We start from the raw sequence: 18,497 nt of genomic DNA, 5'->3' as shown, positions 1-18,497 counted from the left end.
GCCGGCCGCGCAGCCGCCCGCCGCGCGCACGCCCCCGCCCGCGACGCCCGCCGCGCGCACGTCGGCGACGCCCGCGGCGCGTCCGGGGGCGGGTGCTCCCACGCGTCCCGCTGCTCCGCGACCCGTCAGCCCGCCGCCCGTCCCGCGCACCGGCGCCGCGCCGGGCACCGGCGGCTCGTCCGCGCCGACCGCACCCACGACGCCGCGACCGCGCCCCCGCGCCGAGTGGCGCGACGACGACGAGCCCGACACCGAGCCGATCGTCCTGCCGCACCTCGCGCAGGCACCGGTCGAGGCACCGCCCGCGCCCAGCACCGGTCGCGACCTGTCCGCGCCGCGCACGCGCGGCCTGGCCGGCCGGTTCGGAGCCCGGGCCCGGGGGGCGGCCGACGCCGCGGCCGCCGCGAAGCCCCTGCGCCGACGCACCCACGCGGACGCGGAGGCCGACGCCACGCCGCGCGCCCACCGTCCCGCACGTCCCGCGAGCGCGACCACCGGCGACGCCGAGGCGCGTCGCCAGCTGCGCCGCGCCCGCCGCGAGCGGCTGCGCTACGAGCGCCAGGAGGTGCGCCGCTTCACGCAGCGCGCCCGCCGTCGCCGTGCCGGGCTCCTCGGCGCCGTCGGCGCCTTCCTCGCGCTCGCGATCGTGGTGGGCATCGCCGTGTACTCCCCGCTGCTCGCCCTCCGCACTGTGGAGGTCGAGGGAGCCGACCGCGTGTCGCCGTCCAGCATCCAGGCGGCCCTCTCCGACCAGGTGGGTACGCCCCTGCCGCTCGTCGACCTCGACCGCGTCGGGGACGAGCTCCGCGCGTTCCCGCTCATCCGCAGCTACAGCACCGAGAGCCGGCCGCCCTCGACGCTCGTGATCCGCATCGTCGAGCGCACGCCCGTCGCCGTGATCCAGTCGGGCGCCGGCTTCGACCTCGTGGATCCCGCGGGCATCACCATCGAGCGCGCCACCGCGCGCCCCGACGGCTACCCGCTCATCGACCTCCCGAGCGCGGACTTCACCAGCCCGCGCTTCCAGGCCGCCGCCGCCGTGCTCGTCGCGCTCCCGGGCGACTTCCTGCCCCAGGTCGACAGCATCCAGGCGAACACGACGGACGACGTCATGCTCACGCTGCGCAGCGGCAAGAAGGTCCTGTGGGGGAGCGGTGAGCGCTCGGCCGACAAGGCGCAGGTGCTGCAGGCGCTCGTGAAGGCCCGCGGCGACGTCGGCTCGTACGACGTGTCGGCGCCCGACGCGCCCGTCGCCGGACCCTGATCCCGTCCGGCCTTCGCGACACGCGGCACGGGAGTCGTCGCACCGACCCCGAGCCCCCTAACGTCGGGATCAGGAAATGCATACTGAGTAAACTCTAAGCCTCCACCGGAGGTCGAAGGTTCTAGCGGAGGCCCGTCGTGTCGAACAACCAGAACTACCTCGCCGTCATCAAGGTCGTCGGCATCGGCGGTGGCGGCGTCAACGCCGTCAACCGCATGATCGAGCTCGGTCTGCGGGGCGTGGAGTTCATCGCGATCAACACCGACGCGCAGGCGCTGCTCATGAGCGACGCCGACGTCAAGCTCGACGTCGGCCGCGAGATCACCCGCGGCCTCGGCGCGGGCGCGGACCCCGAGGTCGGCCGTCGCGCCGCCGAGGACCACGCGGAGGAGATCGAGGAGGCGCTCGCGGGCGCCGACATGGTCTTCGTCACCGCGGGAGAGGGCGGCGGCACCGGCACCGGCGGCGCGCCCGTCGTGGCCCGCATCGCGAAGTCGATCGGCGCGCTCACCATCGGCGTCGTGACGAAGCCCTTCGGCTTCGAGGGCAAGCGCCGCTCGGCCCAGGCTGAGCTCGGCGTCGCGACGCTCAAGAACGAGGTCGACACGCTCATCGTCGTCCCGAACGACCGCCTGCTCGAGATCAGCGACCGCGGCATCAGCATGCTCGAGGCCTTCGCGACCGCCGACCAGGTGCTCCTCGCCGGTGTCCAGGGCATCACGGACCTCATCACGACCCCCGGCCTCATCAACCTCGACTTCGCCGACGTGAAGTCGGTCATGCAGGGAGCGGGATCCGCGCTCATGGGCATCGGGTCGTCCCGCGGCGCCGACCGGTCCATCAAGGCGGCCGAGCTCGCGGTCGCCTCGCCCCTCCTCGAGGCGAGCATCGAGGGCGCGCACGGTGTCCTGCTCTCCATCCAGGGCGGGTCCAACCTCGGCATCTTCGAGATCAACGACGCGGCCAAGCTCGTGCAGGAGGCCGTCCACCCGGAGGCCAACATCATCTTCGGCGCGGTCATCGACGACACCCTGGGCGACGAGGTGCGCGTCACCGTCATCGCCGCGGGCTTCGACGGCGGCGAGCCGGCCTCCAAGGTCGAGAACCGCCGCAGCGGCTTCGTCGCGGCGGGCGGGGGAGCGGTCGCCGCTCCCGAGGCCGTCGAGTCCGCACCGGCGCGCCCGCAGACGGAGGCGCCCGTGGCGTCCGTCCCCGCGAGCGACCCGACGTTCGAGGACGACGGCGACGACCTGGACATCCCCGACTTCCTGAAGTGACGGACGCTCCGCTGACAGGCGGCGCATCCGCGCCGGACGCCCACCCCGGCGAGGCCCACCCCGGCCTCGCCGAGCGGTGGGCGTCCGTGCAGGCGGACGTCGCCGACGGGATCCGCGCCGCCGGCCGCCGGCCCGACGAGGTGACCACGATCGTCGTCACCAAGTTCCAACCCGTCTCGCTCCTGCGCGACCTCGTCGACCTCGGCGTCCGCGACCTCGGCGAGAGCCGTCACCAGGAGGCGCAGGGCAAGGCCGCCGAGCTCGAGGGCGCGGGCGTCTCCTGGCACTTCGTCGGCCAGCTGCAGGGCAAGAAGGCCCGGCAGGTGAGGCGCTACGCCTCGGTGATCCACTCCGTCGACCGCCCGTCCCTCGTGGACGCGCTGGCCTCCGACGAGCAGGAGACGCGCGTGTTCCTGCAGGTCAACCTCACGGACGACGAGGGGCGCGGCGGCGTCCCGCCCGCGGAGGCCGAGGCCCTCGCGGAGCACGCGGCGGGCGCCGCCGGGATCCGCGTCCTCGGCGTCATGGCGGTCGCGCCCGACGACGGCGAGCCCCGCCGCGCGTTCGCGCGCCTCCGCGGCATCTCCGACGACATCCGCCGCATCATCCCCGAGGCCGGCTCCATCTCCGCCGGCATGTCCGGCGACCTGCGCGAGGCGCTCCTCGAGGGCGCGACACACCTTCGGATCGGGTCGGCAATCACGGGAAAGCGACCCGGCGGCCCTTAATGTCGACAGTGCGGTCCGGTCGGAGGCCGACCCGGAAAGAGGAATGATGGCCAACCCACTTCGCAAGACCATGGTGTACCTGGGACTCGCCGACGAGGAGCTCGACTACCAGCAGGGGCAGCAGCCCGCGCAGCAGCAGCAGTCGCCCGTTCAGGCCGTCCCGACGCCCGCCCCCGCTCCCCAGCAGCAGGCGAAGCGCGCACCCGTGACCCCCCTGCACAAGCCCTCGACCACCACAAGGAATGCGGCGCCGGCTGAAATGAACGAGATCCTCACCGTCCACCCCAAGGCCTACAAGGACGCCCAGGTCATCGCCGAGAACTTCCGCGAGGGCGTGCCGGTCATCATCAACCTCTCGCAGATGACGGACGACGACGCGCGTCGCCTCATCGACTTCGCCAGCGGCCTGTCCATCGGCCTCTACGGCAAGATCGAGCGCGTCACGGCCAAGGTGTTCCTCCTGTCCCCGTCTCACGTCGCCGTGTCCGGCGAGCAGTCGGCCACCGAGGCCGAGGTCGAGGCCTCCTTCTTCGGACGCTGATCCACCGAGCCCCCGAGATGGCGGGCGTCGACGGGACCTCCCATCGGCGCCCGCCATACTTGTGTCCGTGATCATCGTCAACATCGTCGCCACCGTCCTGTGGTTCGCCCTCCTGGCGTTCATCATCTGCATGTGGGGCCGGTTCGTCCTCGACCTGGTGCAGTCGCTGTCCCGGCAGTGGCGTCCGCGCGGCGCGATGCTCATCGTCGCCGAGGCCTCGTACACGGTCACGGATCCGCCCATCGGGTTCGTCCGCCGCCTCATCCCGCCGCTGCGCCTCGGTCCCGTCGCGCTCGACTTCGGCTGGATGATCACCATGCTCGTCGCGATCATCCTGTTCAACGTCGCCAGCGGCTTCATGCGCTGAGGTCCCGACCCCGCGTCCGCCGATCCGTGCCGCGGTCCCCGGACCGACGCGTTCCGCTGATAGCGTTGGGTCGCACGTTGTCCCGAATCCCCGTCCGCTCGTGCGGACCCCGCTCTACGCACAAAAGAGGTGGCAGGCCATGGCTCTCACTCCTGAAGACGTCGTCAACAAGCGTTTCCAGCCGACCAAGTTCCGCGAGGGATACGACCAGGACGAGGTCGACGACTTCCTCGACGAGGTGGTCGTCGAGCTGCGACGCCTCCACCAGGAGAACGAGGAGCTGCGCCAGCGCCTCGGTTCGGGCGATGCCGCCCCCGCCGCGACCACGGCCATCGACACCCCCGCTCCCGCGCCCGCCGCGGTCGAGCAGCCCGCGGTCGTCGCCGAGCCCGAGCCCACCCCCGAGCCCGAGCCGGCACCGGCCCCCGTCGTCGCCCCGGCGCCCGCCGCCGCCGACGAGGACGACGAGACCTCCAGCACGAGCAGCCTGCTGAAGCTCGCCCGCAAGCTCCACGAGGAGCACGTCCGCGAGGGCGTCGAGAAGCGCGACGCGCTCGTCGCCGAGGCGCACGCCACGGCCGCGCGCATCGCCGCAGAGGCAGAGGCCGAGCAGCGCTCGAAGACCGCCGTCCTGGAGAAGGAGCGCCAGGTCCTCGAGGGGCGCATCGACGAGCTCCGCACGTTCGAGCGCGAGTACCGCACCAAGCTCAAGGGCTACATCGAGGGCCAGCTCCGCGAGCTGGACGCCGCCGGTTCCAGCGAGGCGCCCGCCACCGCCTCGTTCGGCAACTAGCACAGCACCCCGCGCGCCCGACGGCGGCGTGGGACCCCGGCTCGAGCGAGCCACGGGTCCCGCGTCGCCGTCGTCGTTCGCGCAGCCCGCACGGCCGCCGCACGACCCAGCACCGCACCGGAAGAGGTCACCCGATGGAGCACCGCACGATCCCCGTCCCCGACGGGCTCGACGGGCAGCGCGTCGACGCGGGCCTCGCCCGCCTCCTCGGCTTCTCCCGCAGCTTCGCGGCCGAGGTCGCGGAGTCCGGCGGCGTGACGCAGGACGGGCGCGACGCCGGCAAGTCCGACCGGCTCGTCGGGGGATCCATGCTCGCCGTCACCTGGCAGCCCCGACAGGAGCCCTCCGTCGTGCCGCTCGCGGTGCCGGACCTCGGCATCGTCCACGACGACGACGACATCGTCGTGGTCGACAAGCCCGTCGGCGTCGCGGCCCACCCGAGCGTCGGCTGGACCGGACCCACCGTCCTCGGCGCGCTGGCCGCCGCCGGATTCCGCCTCAGCACCTCGGGAGCCGAGGAGCGGAAGGGCATCGTCCACCGGCTGGACGCCGGCACGAGCGGCCTGATGGTGGTGGCCAAGACCGAGCGCGCCTACGCGGAGCTCAAGCGGCAGTTCCACGACCGCGAGGTCGAGAAGGTCTACCACGCCGTCGTCCAGGGGCATCCGGATCCGCTCGCCGGCACCATCGACGCGCCCATCGGCCGCCACCCCCGCAGCGACTGGAAGTTCGCGGTCACCGCCGACGGCAAGCCGTCCGTCACGCACTACGAGACGCTCGAGGCCTTCCGGCGCGCGGCGCTGCTCGAGGTGCACCTGGAGACCGGTCGCACGCACCAGATCCGCGTGCACATGGCCGCACAGCGCCACCCCTGCGTCGGCGACGCGATGTACGGCGCCGATCCCACCATCTCCGCCCAGCTGGAGCTGCATCGGCAGTGGCTGCACGCGATGCGGCTCGAGATCACGCACCCCGCCACGGGCGATCGCACGTCGTTCTCGAGCACCTACCCGGCGGACCTGCAGCACGCGCTCGACGTGCTGCGGGACTGACGCGCGACACGCCCGAGGGGCCTCCCGGAGCCTGCCTATGATGGCCACACCGCCGATCGACCAGTAGAAGAGACCCGTGCCCCGCAACGACTCGTTCGTCCACCTCCACGTCCACAGCGAGTACTCGATGCTCGACGGTGCGGCCCGCGTCGGCCCGCTCGTCCAGGCCGCCGCGGAGCAGAGGATGCCCGCCGTCGCCATCACCGACCACGGCAACGTGTTCGGTGCGTTCGACTTCTGGAAGCAGGCGAAGGCCGCGGGCGTCAAGCCGATCATCGGCACCGAGGCGTACATCACGCCGGGCACGCACCGCGCCGACCGCACCCGCGTCCGCTGGGGCGACGGCGGCCGGGACGACGTCTCCGGGTCCGGCGCCTACACGCACCTCACGATGCTCGCCGAGACGACCGAGGGCATGCACAACCTGTTCCGCCTCTCGTCGCGCGCGTCGCTCGAGGGCTACTACTTCAAGCCCCGCATGGACCGGGAGCTCCTCAGCACCTACGCCAAGGGCCTCATCGCCACCACCGGCTGCCCGTCGGGCGAGGTCCAGACGCGCCTCCGCCTCGGCCAGTACGACGAGGCCGTCAAGGCCGCGAGCGACTACCGCGACATCTTCGGGGCCGGGAACTACTTCTGCGAGATCATGGACCACGGCCTCGGCATCGAGCGCCGGATCATGAGCGACCTCCTCCGCCTCGCGAAGGACCTCGACCTCCCGCTGGTCGCCACGAACGACCTGCACTACACGCACGAGCACGACGCGACGAGCCACGCGGCGCTCCTGTGCGTGCAGTCCGGCACCACGCTCGACGACCCGAACCGCTTCAAGTTCGACGCCGACGAGTTCTACCTGAAGACCGCGCAGCAGATGCGCCACCTCTTCCGCGACCACGAGGAGGCGTGCGACAACACGCTCCTCATCGCCGAGCGGTGCGACGTCCAGTTCAACGAGTCCGCCAACTACATGCCGCGCTACCCGGTGCCCGAGGGCGAGAGCGAGCAGACCTGGTTCGTCAAGGAGGTCGAGCGCGGCCTCGTCCGGCGCTACCCGCGCGGCTTCTCCGACGACGTGCGCAAGCGCGCCGACTACGAGGTCGGCGTCATCGCGCAGATGGGCTTCCCGGGGTACTTCCTCGTCGTCGCCGACTTCATCAACTGGTCCAAGGAGAACGGGATCCGCGTGGGTCCCGGCCGCGGATCCGGCGCCGGGTCGATGGTCGCGTACGCGATGGGCATCACCGACCTCGATCCGCTGGAGCACGGCCTCCTGTTCGAGCGGTTCCTCAACCCCGACCGCGTCTCCATGCCCGACTTCGACGTCGACTTCGACGACCGTCGCCGCGGCGAGGTCATCCGGTACGTGACCGACAAGTACGGCGACGAGCGCGTCGCGCAGATCGTCACGTACGGCACCATCAAGGCCAAGCAGGCGCTCAAGGACTCCAGCCGCGTGCTGGGCTACCCGTTCTCCATGGGCGACAAGCTCACCAAGGCCATGCCGCCCGCGATCATGGGCAAGGACATCCCGCTGTCCGGGATCCTCGACACCGACCACCCGCGCTACCGCGAGGCGGGGGACTTCCGCGAGGTGCTCGCGATGGACCCCGAGGCGCAGAAGGTGTTCGAGACGGCGCAGGGCATCGAGAACCTCAAGCGCCAGTGGGGCGTGCACGCGGCCGGCGTCATCATGTCGAGCGAGCCGCTCATCGACATCATCCCGATCATGAAGCGGGAGCAGGACGGCCAGATCGTCACGCAGTTCGACTACCCGGCGTGCGAGTCGCTCGGCCTGATCAAGATGGACTTCCTGGGTCTGCGGAACCTCACGATCATCGACGACGCGCTGAACAACATCGAGTCGAACCGCGGCGAGAAGCTGGTGCTCGAGGACCTGGGGCTCGACGACCAGGGCGCGTACGACCTGCTGGCCCGCGGCGACACGCTCGGCGTCTTCCAGCTCGACGGCGGTCCCATGCGCTCGCTCCTGCGCATGATGAAGCCGGACAACTTCGAGGACATCTCGGCCGTCATCGCGCTCTACCGGCCCGGCCCCATGGGCGCGAACTCGCACACGAACTACGCGCTGCGCAAGAACGGGCTGCAGGAGATCACCCCCATCCACCCGGAGCTCGAGGAGCCGCTGCGCGAGGTGCTCGGCACCACGCACGGCCTCATCGTGTACCAGGAGCAGGTGATGTCGGTCGCGCAGAAGCTCGCCGGCTTCACCCTGGCGCAGGCCGACCTCCTCCGCCGCGCGATGGGCAAGAAGAAGAAGTCGGAGCTGGACAAGCAGTTCGAGGGCTTCTCGCAGGGCATGAAGGACAACGGCTACTCGATGGCCGCGGTCAAGGCGCTCTGGGACATCCTGCTGCCGTTCTCCGACTACGCGTTCAACAAGGCGCACTCCGCGGCGTACGGCGTCGTGTCGTACTGGACCGCGTACCTCAAGGCGCACTACCCGGCCGAGTACATGGCCGCGCTCCTCACGAGCGTCGGCGACTCCAAGGACAAGATGGCGCTCTACCTCAACGAGTGCCGCCGCATGGGCATCAAGGTGCTCCCGCCGGACGTCAACGAGTCCATCGGGTTCTTCGCGGCGGCCGGCGCCGACATCCGCTTCGGCCTGGGTGCGGTGCGGAACGTCGGCGCGAACGTGGTCGAGGCGCTCCGCGGCGCGCGCACCGAGCAGGGCGCGTTCGAGTCGTTCGACGACTTCCTCAAGAAGGTGCCGCTGCCGGTGGCGAACAAGCGCACGGTCGAGTCGCTCATCAAGGCCGGGGCGTTCGACTCGCTGGGCGACACCCGGCGTGCGCTCCTCGAGGTGCACGAGGGCATGATCGACGCCTCCGTCAGCGACAAGCGCGCGGCCATGAACGGGCAGGTCGGCTTCGACTTCGACAGCCTCTGGGACGAGCCGCAGCACGCGCGCAAGGTGCCCGAGCGGCCCGAGTGGGCGAAGCGCGACAAGCTCGCGTTCGAGCGGGAGATGCTGGGCCTCTACGTGTCCGACCATCCGCTCGCCGGGCTCGAGATCCCGCTGGCGAAGCTCGCCTCGACGGGCATCGCCGAGCTGCTGGCGACGGACGCCTCGATGGACGGGGAGACGGTCACCCTGGCCGGCCTCCTCACCAGCGTGCAGCACCGCACGGCGCGGAACTCGGGCAACCAGTACGGCATGGTGCAGCTCGAGGACTTCGGCGGCGAGATCACCTGCATGTTCATGGGCAAGGCGTACCAGGAGTTCGCGCCGGCCCTGCAGGGCGACACCGTCGTGGTGATCCGCGGCCGGGTGTCCACGCGCGACGACGGCATGAACATCCACGCGTTCTCGATGTTCCAGCCCGACCTCGGGCAGAGCCTCGGCTCGGGCCCGCTGCTCATCAGCCTCGCCGAGAACCGCGCCACGACCGAGACGGTCATGGGGCTCAACGACGTGCTGATCCGCCACTCGGGCGACACCGAGGTGCGGCTGCAGCTCATCAAGGGCGACAGCGGCCGCGTGTTCGAGATCCCGTACCCGGTGACGGTGAGCGCGGATCTCTACGGCGAGCTCAAGTCCCTGCTCGGCCCGAACTGCCTGGGCTGATCCGGGTGGCCGGCTCCCGGTCGGCCCGGCGTCAGGCCTCGGGCCCCGGCCGGAGGTAGCGGCGCGCGTGGTAGACGAGGGGCTCGTCGTCGAGGCCGGGGCCGCCGTCCTCTATCCGCACCACCACCACGATCGCGTCGTGGACGGGGACCCGCTCGACGATCCGGGCCACCAGGAGCGCCGTCCCGCCCGCGAGCACGGGCAGGCCGTGCGGCCCGGGGGACCAGTGGTCGCCCGCGAATCGCTCGGACGCCGGCCCGCTCAGCCGCTCGGCCAGGTGCCGGTCGCGGGCGCCGAGCACGTGGACGGCCACGTGGTCGGCCGCCGCGATGGCCTCGGCGCTGGAGGCGGTGCGGGCCAGGCTGAAGCTGGCGAGCGGCGGATCCGCCGACACCGAGGCGAGCGACGTGGCCGTGAACCCGACGGGCGAGCCCTGGGCGTCCCGGGTCGTGACGACCGCGACGCCCGCGGCGTGGCGACGGAACGCGGCGCGGAAGGCGGCCTGGCCGGGGGCATCGGCGAGCGTGGTGGCGGGGTGCGCGTCCATGCCTCGAGACGCTAGCGGCCGGATCGCGCGGGCGCCCGCTCGGTAGACTTCCGGAGTCATGATGCGCATCCAGGACCTCCGCGGCACCACGCCCAGCACCGCCGACCTGCTCGACCTCCTCCCGCGTCCGGTCACCGACGTCGCCGTCGCGCTGGACGTCGCGCGCGAGCTCGTCGAGGACGTGCGCACCCGCGGGAGCGCCGCCCTGCTCGACCAGGCGGAGCGGCTCGACAGGGTGCGCCCGGAGTCGCTGCGCGTCCCGGCGGACGCGATCGCCGCGGCCGTGGACGGGCTCGACCCGGCCGTCCGCGCCGCGCTCGAGGAGGCCATCCGCCGCGTCCGCCTGGGCTCGGCCGCGCAGGTCCCGCCGGAGACCACCACCACCGTGGTGCCGGGCGGCACCATCGTCCAGCGCTGGCAGCCGGTCCGCCGCGTCGGCCTCTACGTCCCCGGCGGCAAGGCGGTCTACCCGTCGAGCGTCGTGATGAACGTCGTGGCTGCGCAGGTCGCGGGCGTGTCGAGCATCGCGCTCGCCTCGCCCGCGCAGGCCGCGCACGGCGGATCCGTGCACCCCGTCATCCTCGGCGCCGCCGGCCTCCTCGGCGTCGACGAGGTCTACGCCATGGGCGGCGCGGGAGCGATCGGCGCCTTCGCGCACGGCGTCCCCGACCTCGGCCTCGAGCCCGTCGACGTCGTCACCGGGCCCGGCAACATCTACGTCGCCGCCGCCAAGCGCGTGGTCCGCGGCGTCACCGGCATCGACTCCGAGGCCGGCACGACCGAGATCCTCGTCATCGCGGACGCCCACGCCGACGCCCGACTCGTCGCCGCCGACCTCGTCAGCCAGGCGGAGCACGACGAGATGGCCGCGTCGGTCCTCGTCACCGACTCGCCCGACCTCGCCCGCGCGGTCGACGCCGAGGTCGAGGCGCTGGCCGCGACGACCGGCCACGCGGTCCGCGTCGGCCAGGCGCTCACCGGCCCCCAGTCGGCGATCCTCGTGGTCGACGACCTCGCGACCGCCTGCCGCTACAGCGACGCCTACGGCCCGGAGCACCTCTCCGTGCAGACCGCCGACCCGGATGCCCTCCTCGCGCACCTGCACAGCGCCGGCGCGATCTTCCTGGGGCCGCACTCGCCGGTCAGCCTCGGCGACTACCTCGCCGGATCCAACCATGTGCTCCCCACGGGCGGCCAGGCGCGCTTCGGCTCGGGCCTCGGCGCCTACACGTTCCTCCGCCCGCAGCAGGTCGTGCGCTACGACGCGGCCGCGCTGCGCGAGGCCGAGCCGATGATCGTCGCGCTCAGCCGGGCCGAGGACCTGCCCGCGCACGGCGACGCGGTGACGGCCCGCCTCACCAGCTGACGTATCCTGGGCACACGATGTTCTGCCCCTTCTGCCGCCACCCCGACTCCCGCGTCGTCGACTCCCGCACGAGCGACGACGGCCTGTCGATCCGCCGGCGCCGGCAGTGCCCCGAGTGCGGCCGCCGCTTCAGCACCACGGAGACCGCGAGCCTCAGCGTGATCAAGCGCAACGGCGTCGTCGAGCCGTTCAGCCGCGAGAAGATCGTCACGGGCGTCCGCAAGGCCTGCCAGGGCCGTCCGGTCACGGACACGGATCTCGCCGTCCTCGCGCAGCGCGTGGAGGAGGCGATCCGGGCCACGGGCGCGTCGCAGATCGAGGCGAACGACATCGGCCTGTCGATCCTGCCGCCGCTCCGCGAGCTGGACGAGGTCGCGTACCTCCGCTTCGCCAGCGTCTACCAGGGCTTCGACTCGCTCGACGACTTCGAGTCGGCCATCGCGCAGCTGCGCGTGGCGCACGCCGCGGCCTCCGACGCCGACGCGCTCTGACCCCCCGCGCGACGCACGCGCGGGCCGCCGACGGGTGCCCGTCCAGGCGCTAGCCTGGTGCCGATGTATCCCCTCCTCTTCCGCACGGTCCTGTCGCGCATGGACCCGGAGGACGCCCACCACCTCGCGTCCACGGCCATCTCCCTCCTCCCGCCGTCCGGCCTCGGCTGGATCGCCCGGCGGCTGACCGCACCGGATCCGTCGCTCGCGGTCGACGCCCTCGGCCTCCGCTTCCCGTCGCCCTTCGGCGTCGCGGCGGGCTTCGACAAGGACGCCGAGGCCGCGCTCGGCCTCGGCCAGCTCGGCTTCGGCCACGTGGAGGTCGGCACCGTCACCGCCGAGGCGCAGCCCGGCAACCCGCGTCCGCGTCTCTTCCGCCTCATCGAGGACCGCGCCGTCATCAACCGGATGGGCTTCAACAACGGGGGAGCGGCCGCCCTCGCCGACCGGCTCCGCCGCCTGCGGATCCGGAGCGACCGGCCTGTCATCGGCGTCAACATGGGCAAGACCCGGGCGGTCGCCGTCGAGGACGCGGTGGCCGACTACGTGCGGACGACGCGCCTCGTCGCCCCCGTCGCCGACTACCTGGCGGTCAACGTCAGCTCGCCGAACACCCCGGGGCTCCGCGGCCTGCAGGAGATCGAGCTCCTGCGGCCGCTGCTGACGAGCATCCGCGACGCAGCCGCCGGCGTTCCCGTCCTCGTGAAGATCGCGCCCGACCTGCAGGACGCCGAGGTCGAGCGGATCGCCGGGCTCGCGACCGAGCTGGGCCTCGCCGGGGTCATCGCCACGAACACCACGCTCTCCCGGGAGGGGCTCCGCACCGGGGCGAGCGTCGTCGACGCGGCCGGCGCGGGCGGGCTCTCCGGTGCGCCGCTGGCGGCGCGGTCGCTCGAGGTCCTCGGGATCCTGCGTCGGGCGCTGCCGGAGGACGCCTGCGTCATCTCGGTCGGCGGCGTCGACACGGCCGCGGACGTCCAGGCGCGCCTCGACGCCGGCGCCACCCTCGTGCAGGGCTACACGGCGTTCCTCTACCGCGGTCCGCTCTGGGCCCGCTCGATCAACGCCGGCCTCGCCCGCATCCGACGGGGCTGACCCTCGGAGCTGCGGCCGCCGCCGAGCCCACGGCCGGTCAGGCGCTGAAGGTGACCTTCTCGCGCCGCTTCACCTGCGGCTTGGGCAGGCGCATGGGGCGCATCTGGATGGTGCGCATGCCGGTGTACCAGCGGATCCCGCGCTCGACGCGGTCGGCGCCGACGCGCGCGACGATGGCGGCACGGACACGGCGACCGGTGAAGTACGCGTCGATGATCGCCGCGATGACGAACACGTAGATCGACAGCAGCGGGATGGCCGACAGGTTCGGCAGCACGAAGGTGAGGACCACGACGACGCCCATCACGGGCAGGAGCAGCTCGCCGACGCTCCAGCGGGCGTCCACGACGTCGCGGGCGAAGCGCTTCTGCGGGCCCTTGTCCCGGACGGGCAGGTAGCGCTCGTCGCCCGCGGCCATGCCGGCGTTGGCCCGAGCGCGCGCCTCACGCGCCTTCTCCTTGGCCTGCTGCGCCGCGAGCTTGCGGTCCTGGGGCACGAGCGGGCGGAGGTTCGCGGCCTCCCGCTCCCGACGGGTCGGGGTGGGGCCCTTCTTCCCGTCGGCCGTGCGGCCGTCGACGGGCGCCGTGGCGCTCGTCTCGGAGGGGGTCTCTGCGGGGGTGTGCTGCTTCGCCACGTCTCTCGTCCTTGCCTGGAGTGAATCTAAGATTACCTGCATGACGCCTCCCGACACCTCCGCAGACGCCGAGACCGCACCGGACCGGGAGGCCGTCGACCGGCTCGCCGCGGCCGTCGCCGGAGGGCTGCCCACCACGATCGCCGACCTCTCGGCGCTGGTCCGCATCCCCTCCGTGTCCTGGCCGGCCTTCGACCCGACGCACGTGGCCGCCAGCGCCGACGCCGTCGCGGGCCTCCTCGCCGGGCTCGGCGTGTTCGACGACGTCTCCGTCCACCGCGCCACCACGCCGTCGGGCGACGACGGGCAGCCCGCGGTCCTCGCGACGCGCGCCCCCCGGAACGGCAAGCCGACCGTCCTCCTGTACGCCCACCACGACGTGCAGCCCCCCGGAGCCGACGAGCACTGGGAGACCCCGCCCTTCGAGCCGACGCTCCGCGGCGACCGCCTGCACGGGCGCGGCGCCTCCGACGACAAGGCCGGCATCATGACCCACGTCGCGGCGATCCGCGCGCTCGTCGAGGCGGAGGGCGAGGACCTCGACCTCGGCCTCGCGGTCTTCATCGAGGGGGAGGAGGAGGCCGGATCCCGTTCCTTCTCCGACTTCCTCGCGACGCACCACGACGCCCTCGCGGCCGACGTCATCGTCGTCGCCGACAGCGACAACTGGGACGTCGACACCCCCTCCATCACCGTCGCCCTCCGCGGCAACGTCACGTTCCGCCTCTCGGTGCGCACGCTCGACCACGCGTCGCACTCCGGCATGTTCGGCGGCGCCGTCCCCGACGCCATGATGGCGGCCGTCCGCCTGCTCGACTCCTTCTGGGACGAGCAGGGGTCCGTCGCGGTCGCCGGACTCGCCTCCACCGAGATGGAGACGCCGGCCTACGACGACGCCCGGCTCGCCGAGGAGGCGGCGCTCCTGCCCGGCGTCTCGCCCGTGGGCACGGGGCCCATCCTCACCCGCCTGTGGGCCCAGCCGTCCATCACGGTCACGGGGATCGACGCGCCCTCCGTCGCCAACGCGAGCAACACCCTGCTGCCCGAGGTCTCCGTCCGCATCAGCGCGCGCATCGCCCCCGGCCAGACCGCGGCCGACGCGTACCGCGCCCTCGAGGCGCACGTGCAGGGGCACCGCCCCTACGGCGCGCACGTCGAGATCAGCGACGTCGACCAGGGCGATCCCTTCCTCGTCGACACGACGGGGTGGGCCATGGCCGAGGCGACGGCCGCGATGACGGCCGGCTGGGGTCGCGCGCCCGTGCAGGCCGGGATCGGCGGATCCATTCCCTTCATCGCCGACCTCGTCGAGGCCTTCCCGTCCGCGCAGATCCTGGTCACCGGGGTCGAGGACCCCGACACCCGCGCCCACAGCCCGAACGAGTCGCAGCACCTGGGCGTCCTCGAGCGCGCGATCCTCAGCGAGGCCGTCCTCCTGTCGCGGATCGCCCGCCGCGCCTGACCGTCGCCCGTCCGTCGCCGGGCCGCCGGGATCGGACGGCGCGGGCGGGAACACGCGGGTGACTCCCGCGGTTGCACGACGTAGACTCCACCGGAGTCGCCCGACCGCAGATCCCACCACCCGAGGAGTGCTCATGACCGACACCACGCTGACCGAGACCGCCCAGGCGGCCCACCGCGTCGGACTCACGGACACCGCGGCGAGCAAGGTCAAGAGCCTGCTCCAGCAGGAGGGCCGCGAGGACCTCCGCCTCCGCGTCGCCGTCCAGCCCGGGGGCTGCTCCGGTCTCATCTACCAGCTCTACTTCGACGAGCGCGAGCTCGACGGCGACGCCACGGTCGACTTCGACGGCGTCGAGGTCATCGTCGACAAGATGAGCGTCCCCTACCTCGACGGCGCGACCATCGACTTCGAGGACACCATCCAGAAGCAGGGCTTCACCATCGACAACCCGAACGCGGGCGGCTCGTGCGCGTGCGGTGACTCGTTCCACTGACACACGGAACGGTAAGCGGATCTGAGCCCGGAAACCCGGGCCGGTGACAGGGAGTCGTCCTTCGGGCGGCTCCCTGTCGCGTAGTGTGGAACCCGTCACATCCGGTTCTTCGAAGGGTCTGCACGTGCGCTTCACTCGCCGTCAACGTTGGCTGACGATCCCCGTCGCCATAGGCATCTCGGTACTCCTCGCGGGGTGCACGCAGCAGCAGCTCCAGGGCTTCCTCCCCACCGAGCCCGGCACGACGAACCACGTCGACTCGGTCATCGGCCTCTGGGTCACCGCCTGGATCGTCCTCCTCGCGGTGGGCGTCCTCACGTGGGGCCTCACCATCTGGGCCGCGGTCGTCTACCGCCGCCGCAAGGGCCAGACCGGCCTCCCGGTGCAGATGCGCTACAACATGCCGATCGAGATCTTCTACACGATCGTGCCGCTGATCCTCGTGCTCGGGTTCTTCGCGTTCACCGCCAAGGACCAGGCCGCCATCGAGGCGCGCTTCGACCAGCCCGAGGTCAAGGTCCAGGTCTTCGGCAAGCAGTGGGCATGGGACTTCAACTACCTCGGCGGCGAGACCGAGGCCGGCCAGGCCATCGAGGGCGGCGCCTACGAGCAGGGAGTCCAGGCGGTCGACGACCCGGACGGACCCCAGGGCTCCATCGACGAGGACAAGCTCCCCACGCTCTACCTGCCGGTCAACACCAAGGTCGAGCTCGAGCTCAACACCCGTGACACGCTGCACTCCTTCTGGGTCGTGGACTTCCTCTACAAGAAGGACCTCATCTCCGGCAAGACGAACTACATGACGTTCATCCCGGAGAAGGAGGGGACGTTCCTGGGGAAGTGCGCCGAGCTCTGCGGCGAGTACCACTCCCTGATGCTCTTCCAGGTGAAGGTCGTCTCCATCGACGAGTACAACGCCTACATCGAGAGCCAGAAGGCGGCCGGGTTCGCGGGAGACCTCGGCACCGACTACGACCGCCTGCAGAACCTCCCCGGCACCGACGTGCCGGCCACCACCGAGTCGTCCGAAGAGTAGGGCAGCAGAAACGTGACATCGACCCTCAACCGTCCCACCGCGATCCCCGCGGGTCAGGCGAAGGTCCTCGACGGCTCCGGCAAGGCCGAGCGTCGTGGCAACGTCGTGGTCAACTGGATCACCTCCACCGACCACAAGACGATCGGGTACCTGTACCTGATCACCTCGTTCCTCTACTTCTGCCTCGGCGGCGTGATGGCCCTCGTCATCCGCGCCCAGCTCTTCGAGCCGGGTCTGCACGTGGTGGAGACGAAGGAGCAGTACAACCAGCTCTTCACGATGCACGGCACGATCATGCTGCTCATGTTCGCGACGCCGCTCTTCGCCGGCTTCGCCAACGTGCTCATGCCGCTGCAGATCGGCGCACCCGACGTCGCGTTCCCGCGGCTCAACGCCTTCGCGTACTGGCTGTTCAACTTCGGCTCGCTCATCGCGGTCGCCGGCTTCCTCACCCCCGCGGGTGCGGCCTCGTTCGGATGGTTCGCGTACGCGCCGCTGTCGAGCACGACGTTCTCGCCGGGGTTGGGAGGGAATCTCTGGGTGATGGGCCTCGCGCTCAGCGGATTCGGCACCATCCTCGGCGCGGTCAACTTCGTGACGACCATCATCACGATGCGCGCCCCCGGCATGACCATGTTCCGCATGCCGATCTTCACGTGGAACATCCTCGTGACGTCGATCCTCGTGCTGATGGCGTTCCCGGTCCTCGCGGCCGCGCTCTTCGGCCTCGGAGCCGACCGCATCTTCGACGCGCACATCTACGACCCGGCCAACGGCGGCGCCATCCTGTGGCAGCACCTGTTCTGGTTCTTCGGACACCCCGAGGTGTACATCATCGCGCTGCCGTTCTTCGGCATCGTCTCGGAGGTCTTCCCGGTCTTCAGCCGCAAGCCGATCTTCGGGTACAAGACGCTCGTGTACGCGACCATCTCCATCGCGGCCCTCTCAGTCACGGTATGGGCGCACCACATGTACGTCACGGGCTCCGTCCTGCTGCCGTTCTTCTCGCTCATGACCATGCTCATCGCGGTCCCCACCGGCGTGAAGATCTTCAACTGGATCGGCACGATGTGGCGCGGCTCGGTCACCTTCGAGACCCCCATGCTCTGGGCCATCGGCTTCCTCATCACGTTCACCTTCGGTGGCCTGACCGGCGTCATCCTCGCGTCGCCCCCGCTCGACTTCCACGTGTCCGACACGTACTTCGTCGTCGCGCACTTCCACTACGTGGTGTTCGGCACCGTGGTCTTCGCGATGTTCTCCGGCTTCTACTTCTGGTGGCCCAAGTGGACCGGCACGATGCTCAACGAGCGTCTCGGCAAGGTGCACTTCTGGCTCCTGTTCGTCGGCTTCCACACCACGTTCCTCATCCAGCACTGGCTGGGCGTCATGGGCATGCCGCGTCGGTACGCGACCTACCAGCCCGAGGACGACTTCACCTGGATGAACCAGCTGTCCACGATCGGCGCCGGCATCCTCGCGCTGTCGATGATCCCGTTCTTCCTGAACGTCTGGATCACCGCTCGTACGGCGCCGCGCGTGACCGTGAACGACCCGTGGGGCTACGGCCGCTCGCTCGAGTGGGCGACCTCCTGCCCGCCGCCGCGGCACAACTTCACGTCCATCCCGCGGATCCGGTCGGAGGCCCCGGCCTTCGACCTCAACCACCCCGAGGCGGGCATCCCCGTGGGAATCGGTCCGGCGAAGGACGCTCCCGATGCCGCGACCTACGACATCTCCAGCGACAAGGTGAAGTGAC

General features: G+C 71.5%; 17 protein-coding genes. 15 read left to right on the top strand and 2 right to left on the bottom strand.

What is annotated here, in order from left to right; genetic code table 11:
• The 8 genes from BFL37_RS00760 to dnaE all read left to right on the top strand — a co-directional run.
• A partial coding sequence (locus tag BFL37_RS00760; protein WP_241533771.1) for an FtsQ-type POTRA domain-containing protein occupies window positions 1-1,264 on the top strand: 1,264 nt, incomplete at its 5' end.
• Window positions 1,265-1,401: 137 nt separating this feature from the next.
• Window positions 1,402-2,541, top strand: a complete 1,140-nt coding sequence (ftsZ, locus tag BFL37_RS00755; protein WP_086513274.1) for a cell division protein FtsZ — start codon at window positions 1,402-1,404, stop codon at window positions 2,539-2,541.
• A complete protein-coding gene (locus tag BFL37_RS00750) occupies window positions 2,538-3,269 on the top strand; it encodes a YggS family pyridoxal phosphate-dependent enzyme (RefSeq protein ID WP_086513273.1) in 732 nt (243 codons plus the stop codon). The genes ftsZ and BFL37_RS00750 overlap by 4 nt, the downstream gene beginning before the upstream one ends.
• Before the next feature lie 46 nt (window positions 3,270-3,315).
• Window positions 3,316-3,810 carry a cell division protein SepF gene (locus tag BFL37_RS00745; protein ID WP_012038541.1) on the top strand — a complete coding sequence of 165 codons (495 nt, stop codon included), beginning with the start codon at window positions 3,316-3,318 and terminating at the stop codon, window positions 3,808-3,810.
• Window positions 3,811-3,877: 67 nt separating this feature from the next.
• Complete coding sequence (locus BFL37_RS00740; RefSeq protein ID WP_086513278.1) at window positions 3,878-4,177, top strand: YggT family protein; 300 nt, start codon at window positions 3,878-3,880, stop codon at window positions 4,175-4,177.
• A 139-nt stretch (window positions 4,178-4,316) separates the two neighbouring features.
• Window positions 4,317-4,970, top strand: a complete 654-nt coding sequence (locus BFL37_RS00735; protein WP_086513272.1) for a DivIVA domain-containing protein — start codon at window positions 4,317-4,319, stop codon at window positions 4,968-4,970.
• A 134-nt stretch (window positions 4,971-5,104) separates the two neighbouring features.
• Complete coding sequence (locus BFL37_RS00730) at window positions 5,105-6,022, top strand: RluA family pseudouridine synthase (protein WP_086513271.1); 918 nt, start codon at window positions 5,105-5,107, stop codon at window positions 6,020-6,022.
• A gap of 127 nt (window positions 6,023-6,149) precedes the next feature.
• Entirely contained in the window at window positions 6,150-9,611 is a 3,462-nt protein-coding gene (gene dnaE, locus BFL37_RS00725) for a DNA polymerase III subunit alpha (RefSeq protein WP_431305843.1), read from the top strand.
• Window positions 9,612-9,642: 31 nt separating this feature from the next.
• On the opposite strand, the gene BFL37_RS00720 is transcribed toward dnaE, so the two are convergent.
• Window positions 9,643-10,158: a flavin reductase family protein gene (locus BFL37_RS00720; RefSeq protein ID WP_086513269.1), complete on the bottom strand. Its 516-nt coding sequence runs from the start codon at window positions 10,156-10,158 to the stop codon at window positions 9,643-9,645.
• A gap of 61 nt (window positions 10,159-10,219) precedes the next feature.
• Between BFL37_RS00720 and hisD the strand changes: the two genes are divergently transcribed.
• The 3 genes from hisD (at window position 10,220) to BFL37_RS00705 (ending at window position 13,110) form a co-directional block, all read left to right on the top strand.
• On the top strand, window positions 10,220-11,524 hold the full coding sequence (gene hisD, locus BFL37_RS00715) for a histidinol dehydrogenase (protein ID WP_172403703.1): 1,305 nt from the start codon (window positions 10,220-10,222) through the stop codon (window positions 11,522-11,524).
• Window positions 11,525-11,541: 17 nt separating this feature from the next.
• Window positions 11,542-12,015, top strand: a complete 474-nt coding sequence (nrdR, locus tag BFL37_RS00710) for a transcriptional regulator NrdR (RefSeq protein WP_086513267.1) — start codon at window positions 11,542-11,544, stop codon at window positions 12,013-12,015.
• Window positions 12,016-12,078: 63 nt separating this feature from the next.
• Complete coding sequence (locus tag BFL37_RS00705; RefSeq protein WP_086513266.1) at window positions 12,079-13,110, top strand: quinone-dependent dihydroorotate dehydrogenase; 1,032 nt, start codon at window positions 12,079-12,081, stop codon at window positions 13,108-13,110.
• Window positions 13,111-13,147: 37 nt separating this feature from the next.
• Here BFL37_RS00705 and BFL37_RS00700 read toward each other — a convergent pair whose 3' ends face one another.
• A complete protein-coding gene (locus BFL37_RS00700) occupies window positions 13,148-13,744 on the bottom strand; it encodes a DUF3043 domain-containing protein (protein WP_086513265.1) in 597 nt (198 codons plus the stop codon).
• A 40-nt stretch (window positions 13,745-13,784) separates the two neighbouring features.
• Here BFL37_RS00700 and BFL37_RS00695 point away from each other — a divergent pair, with 40 nt between their 5' ends.
• The 4 genes from BFL37_RS00695 (at window position 13,785) to ctaD (ending at window position 18,496) form a co-directional block, all read left to right on the top strand.
• The gene (locus BFL37_RS00695; RefSeq protein ID WP_086513264.1) at window positions 13,785-15,206 is read left to right on the top strand and encodes a dipeptidase; all 1,422 of its coding nucleotides are present in this window, start codon (window positions 13,785-13,787) and stop codon (window positions 15,204-15,206) included.
• Window positions 15,207-15,339: 133 nt separating this feature from the next.
• A complete protein-coding gene (erpA, locus tag BFL37_RS00690; RefSeq protein ID WP_012038530.1) occupies window positions 15,340-15,702 on the top strand; it encodes an iron-sulfur cluster insertion protein ErpA in 363 nt (120 codons plus the stop codon).
• A 124-nt stretch (window positions 15,703-15,826) separates the two neighbouring features.
• Window positions 15,827-16,738, top strand: coding sequence for an aa3-type cytochrome oxidase subunit II (gene ctaC, locus BFL37_RS00685; protein WP_086513263.1), 912 nt, complete (start codon window positions 15,827-15,829; stop codon window positions 16,736-16,738).
• 12 nt (window positions 16,739-16,750) lie between these two features.
• Window positions 16,751-18,496: an aa3-type cytochrome oxidase subunit I gene (ctaD, locus tag BFL37_RS00680; protein ID WP_172403702.1), complete on the top strand. Its 1,746-nt coding sequence runs from the start codon at window positions 16,751-16,753 to the stop codon at window positions 18,494-18,496.
• The last annotated feature ends 1 nt before the right edge of the window (window position 18,497 follow it).

The sequence above is a fragment of the Clavibacter michiganensis genome, from assembly GCF_002151125.1.
Classification (GTDB): domain Bacteria; phylum Actinomycetota; class Actinomycetes; order Actinomycetales; family Microbacteriaceae; genus Clavibacter; species Clavibacter michiganensis_C.
Note: the sequence above shows the minus strand (reverse complement) of the source record. Positions and strands in the feature narration are given on the sequence as shown.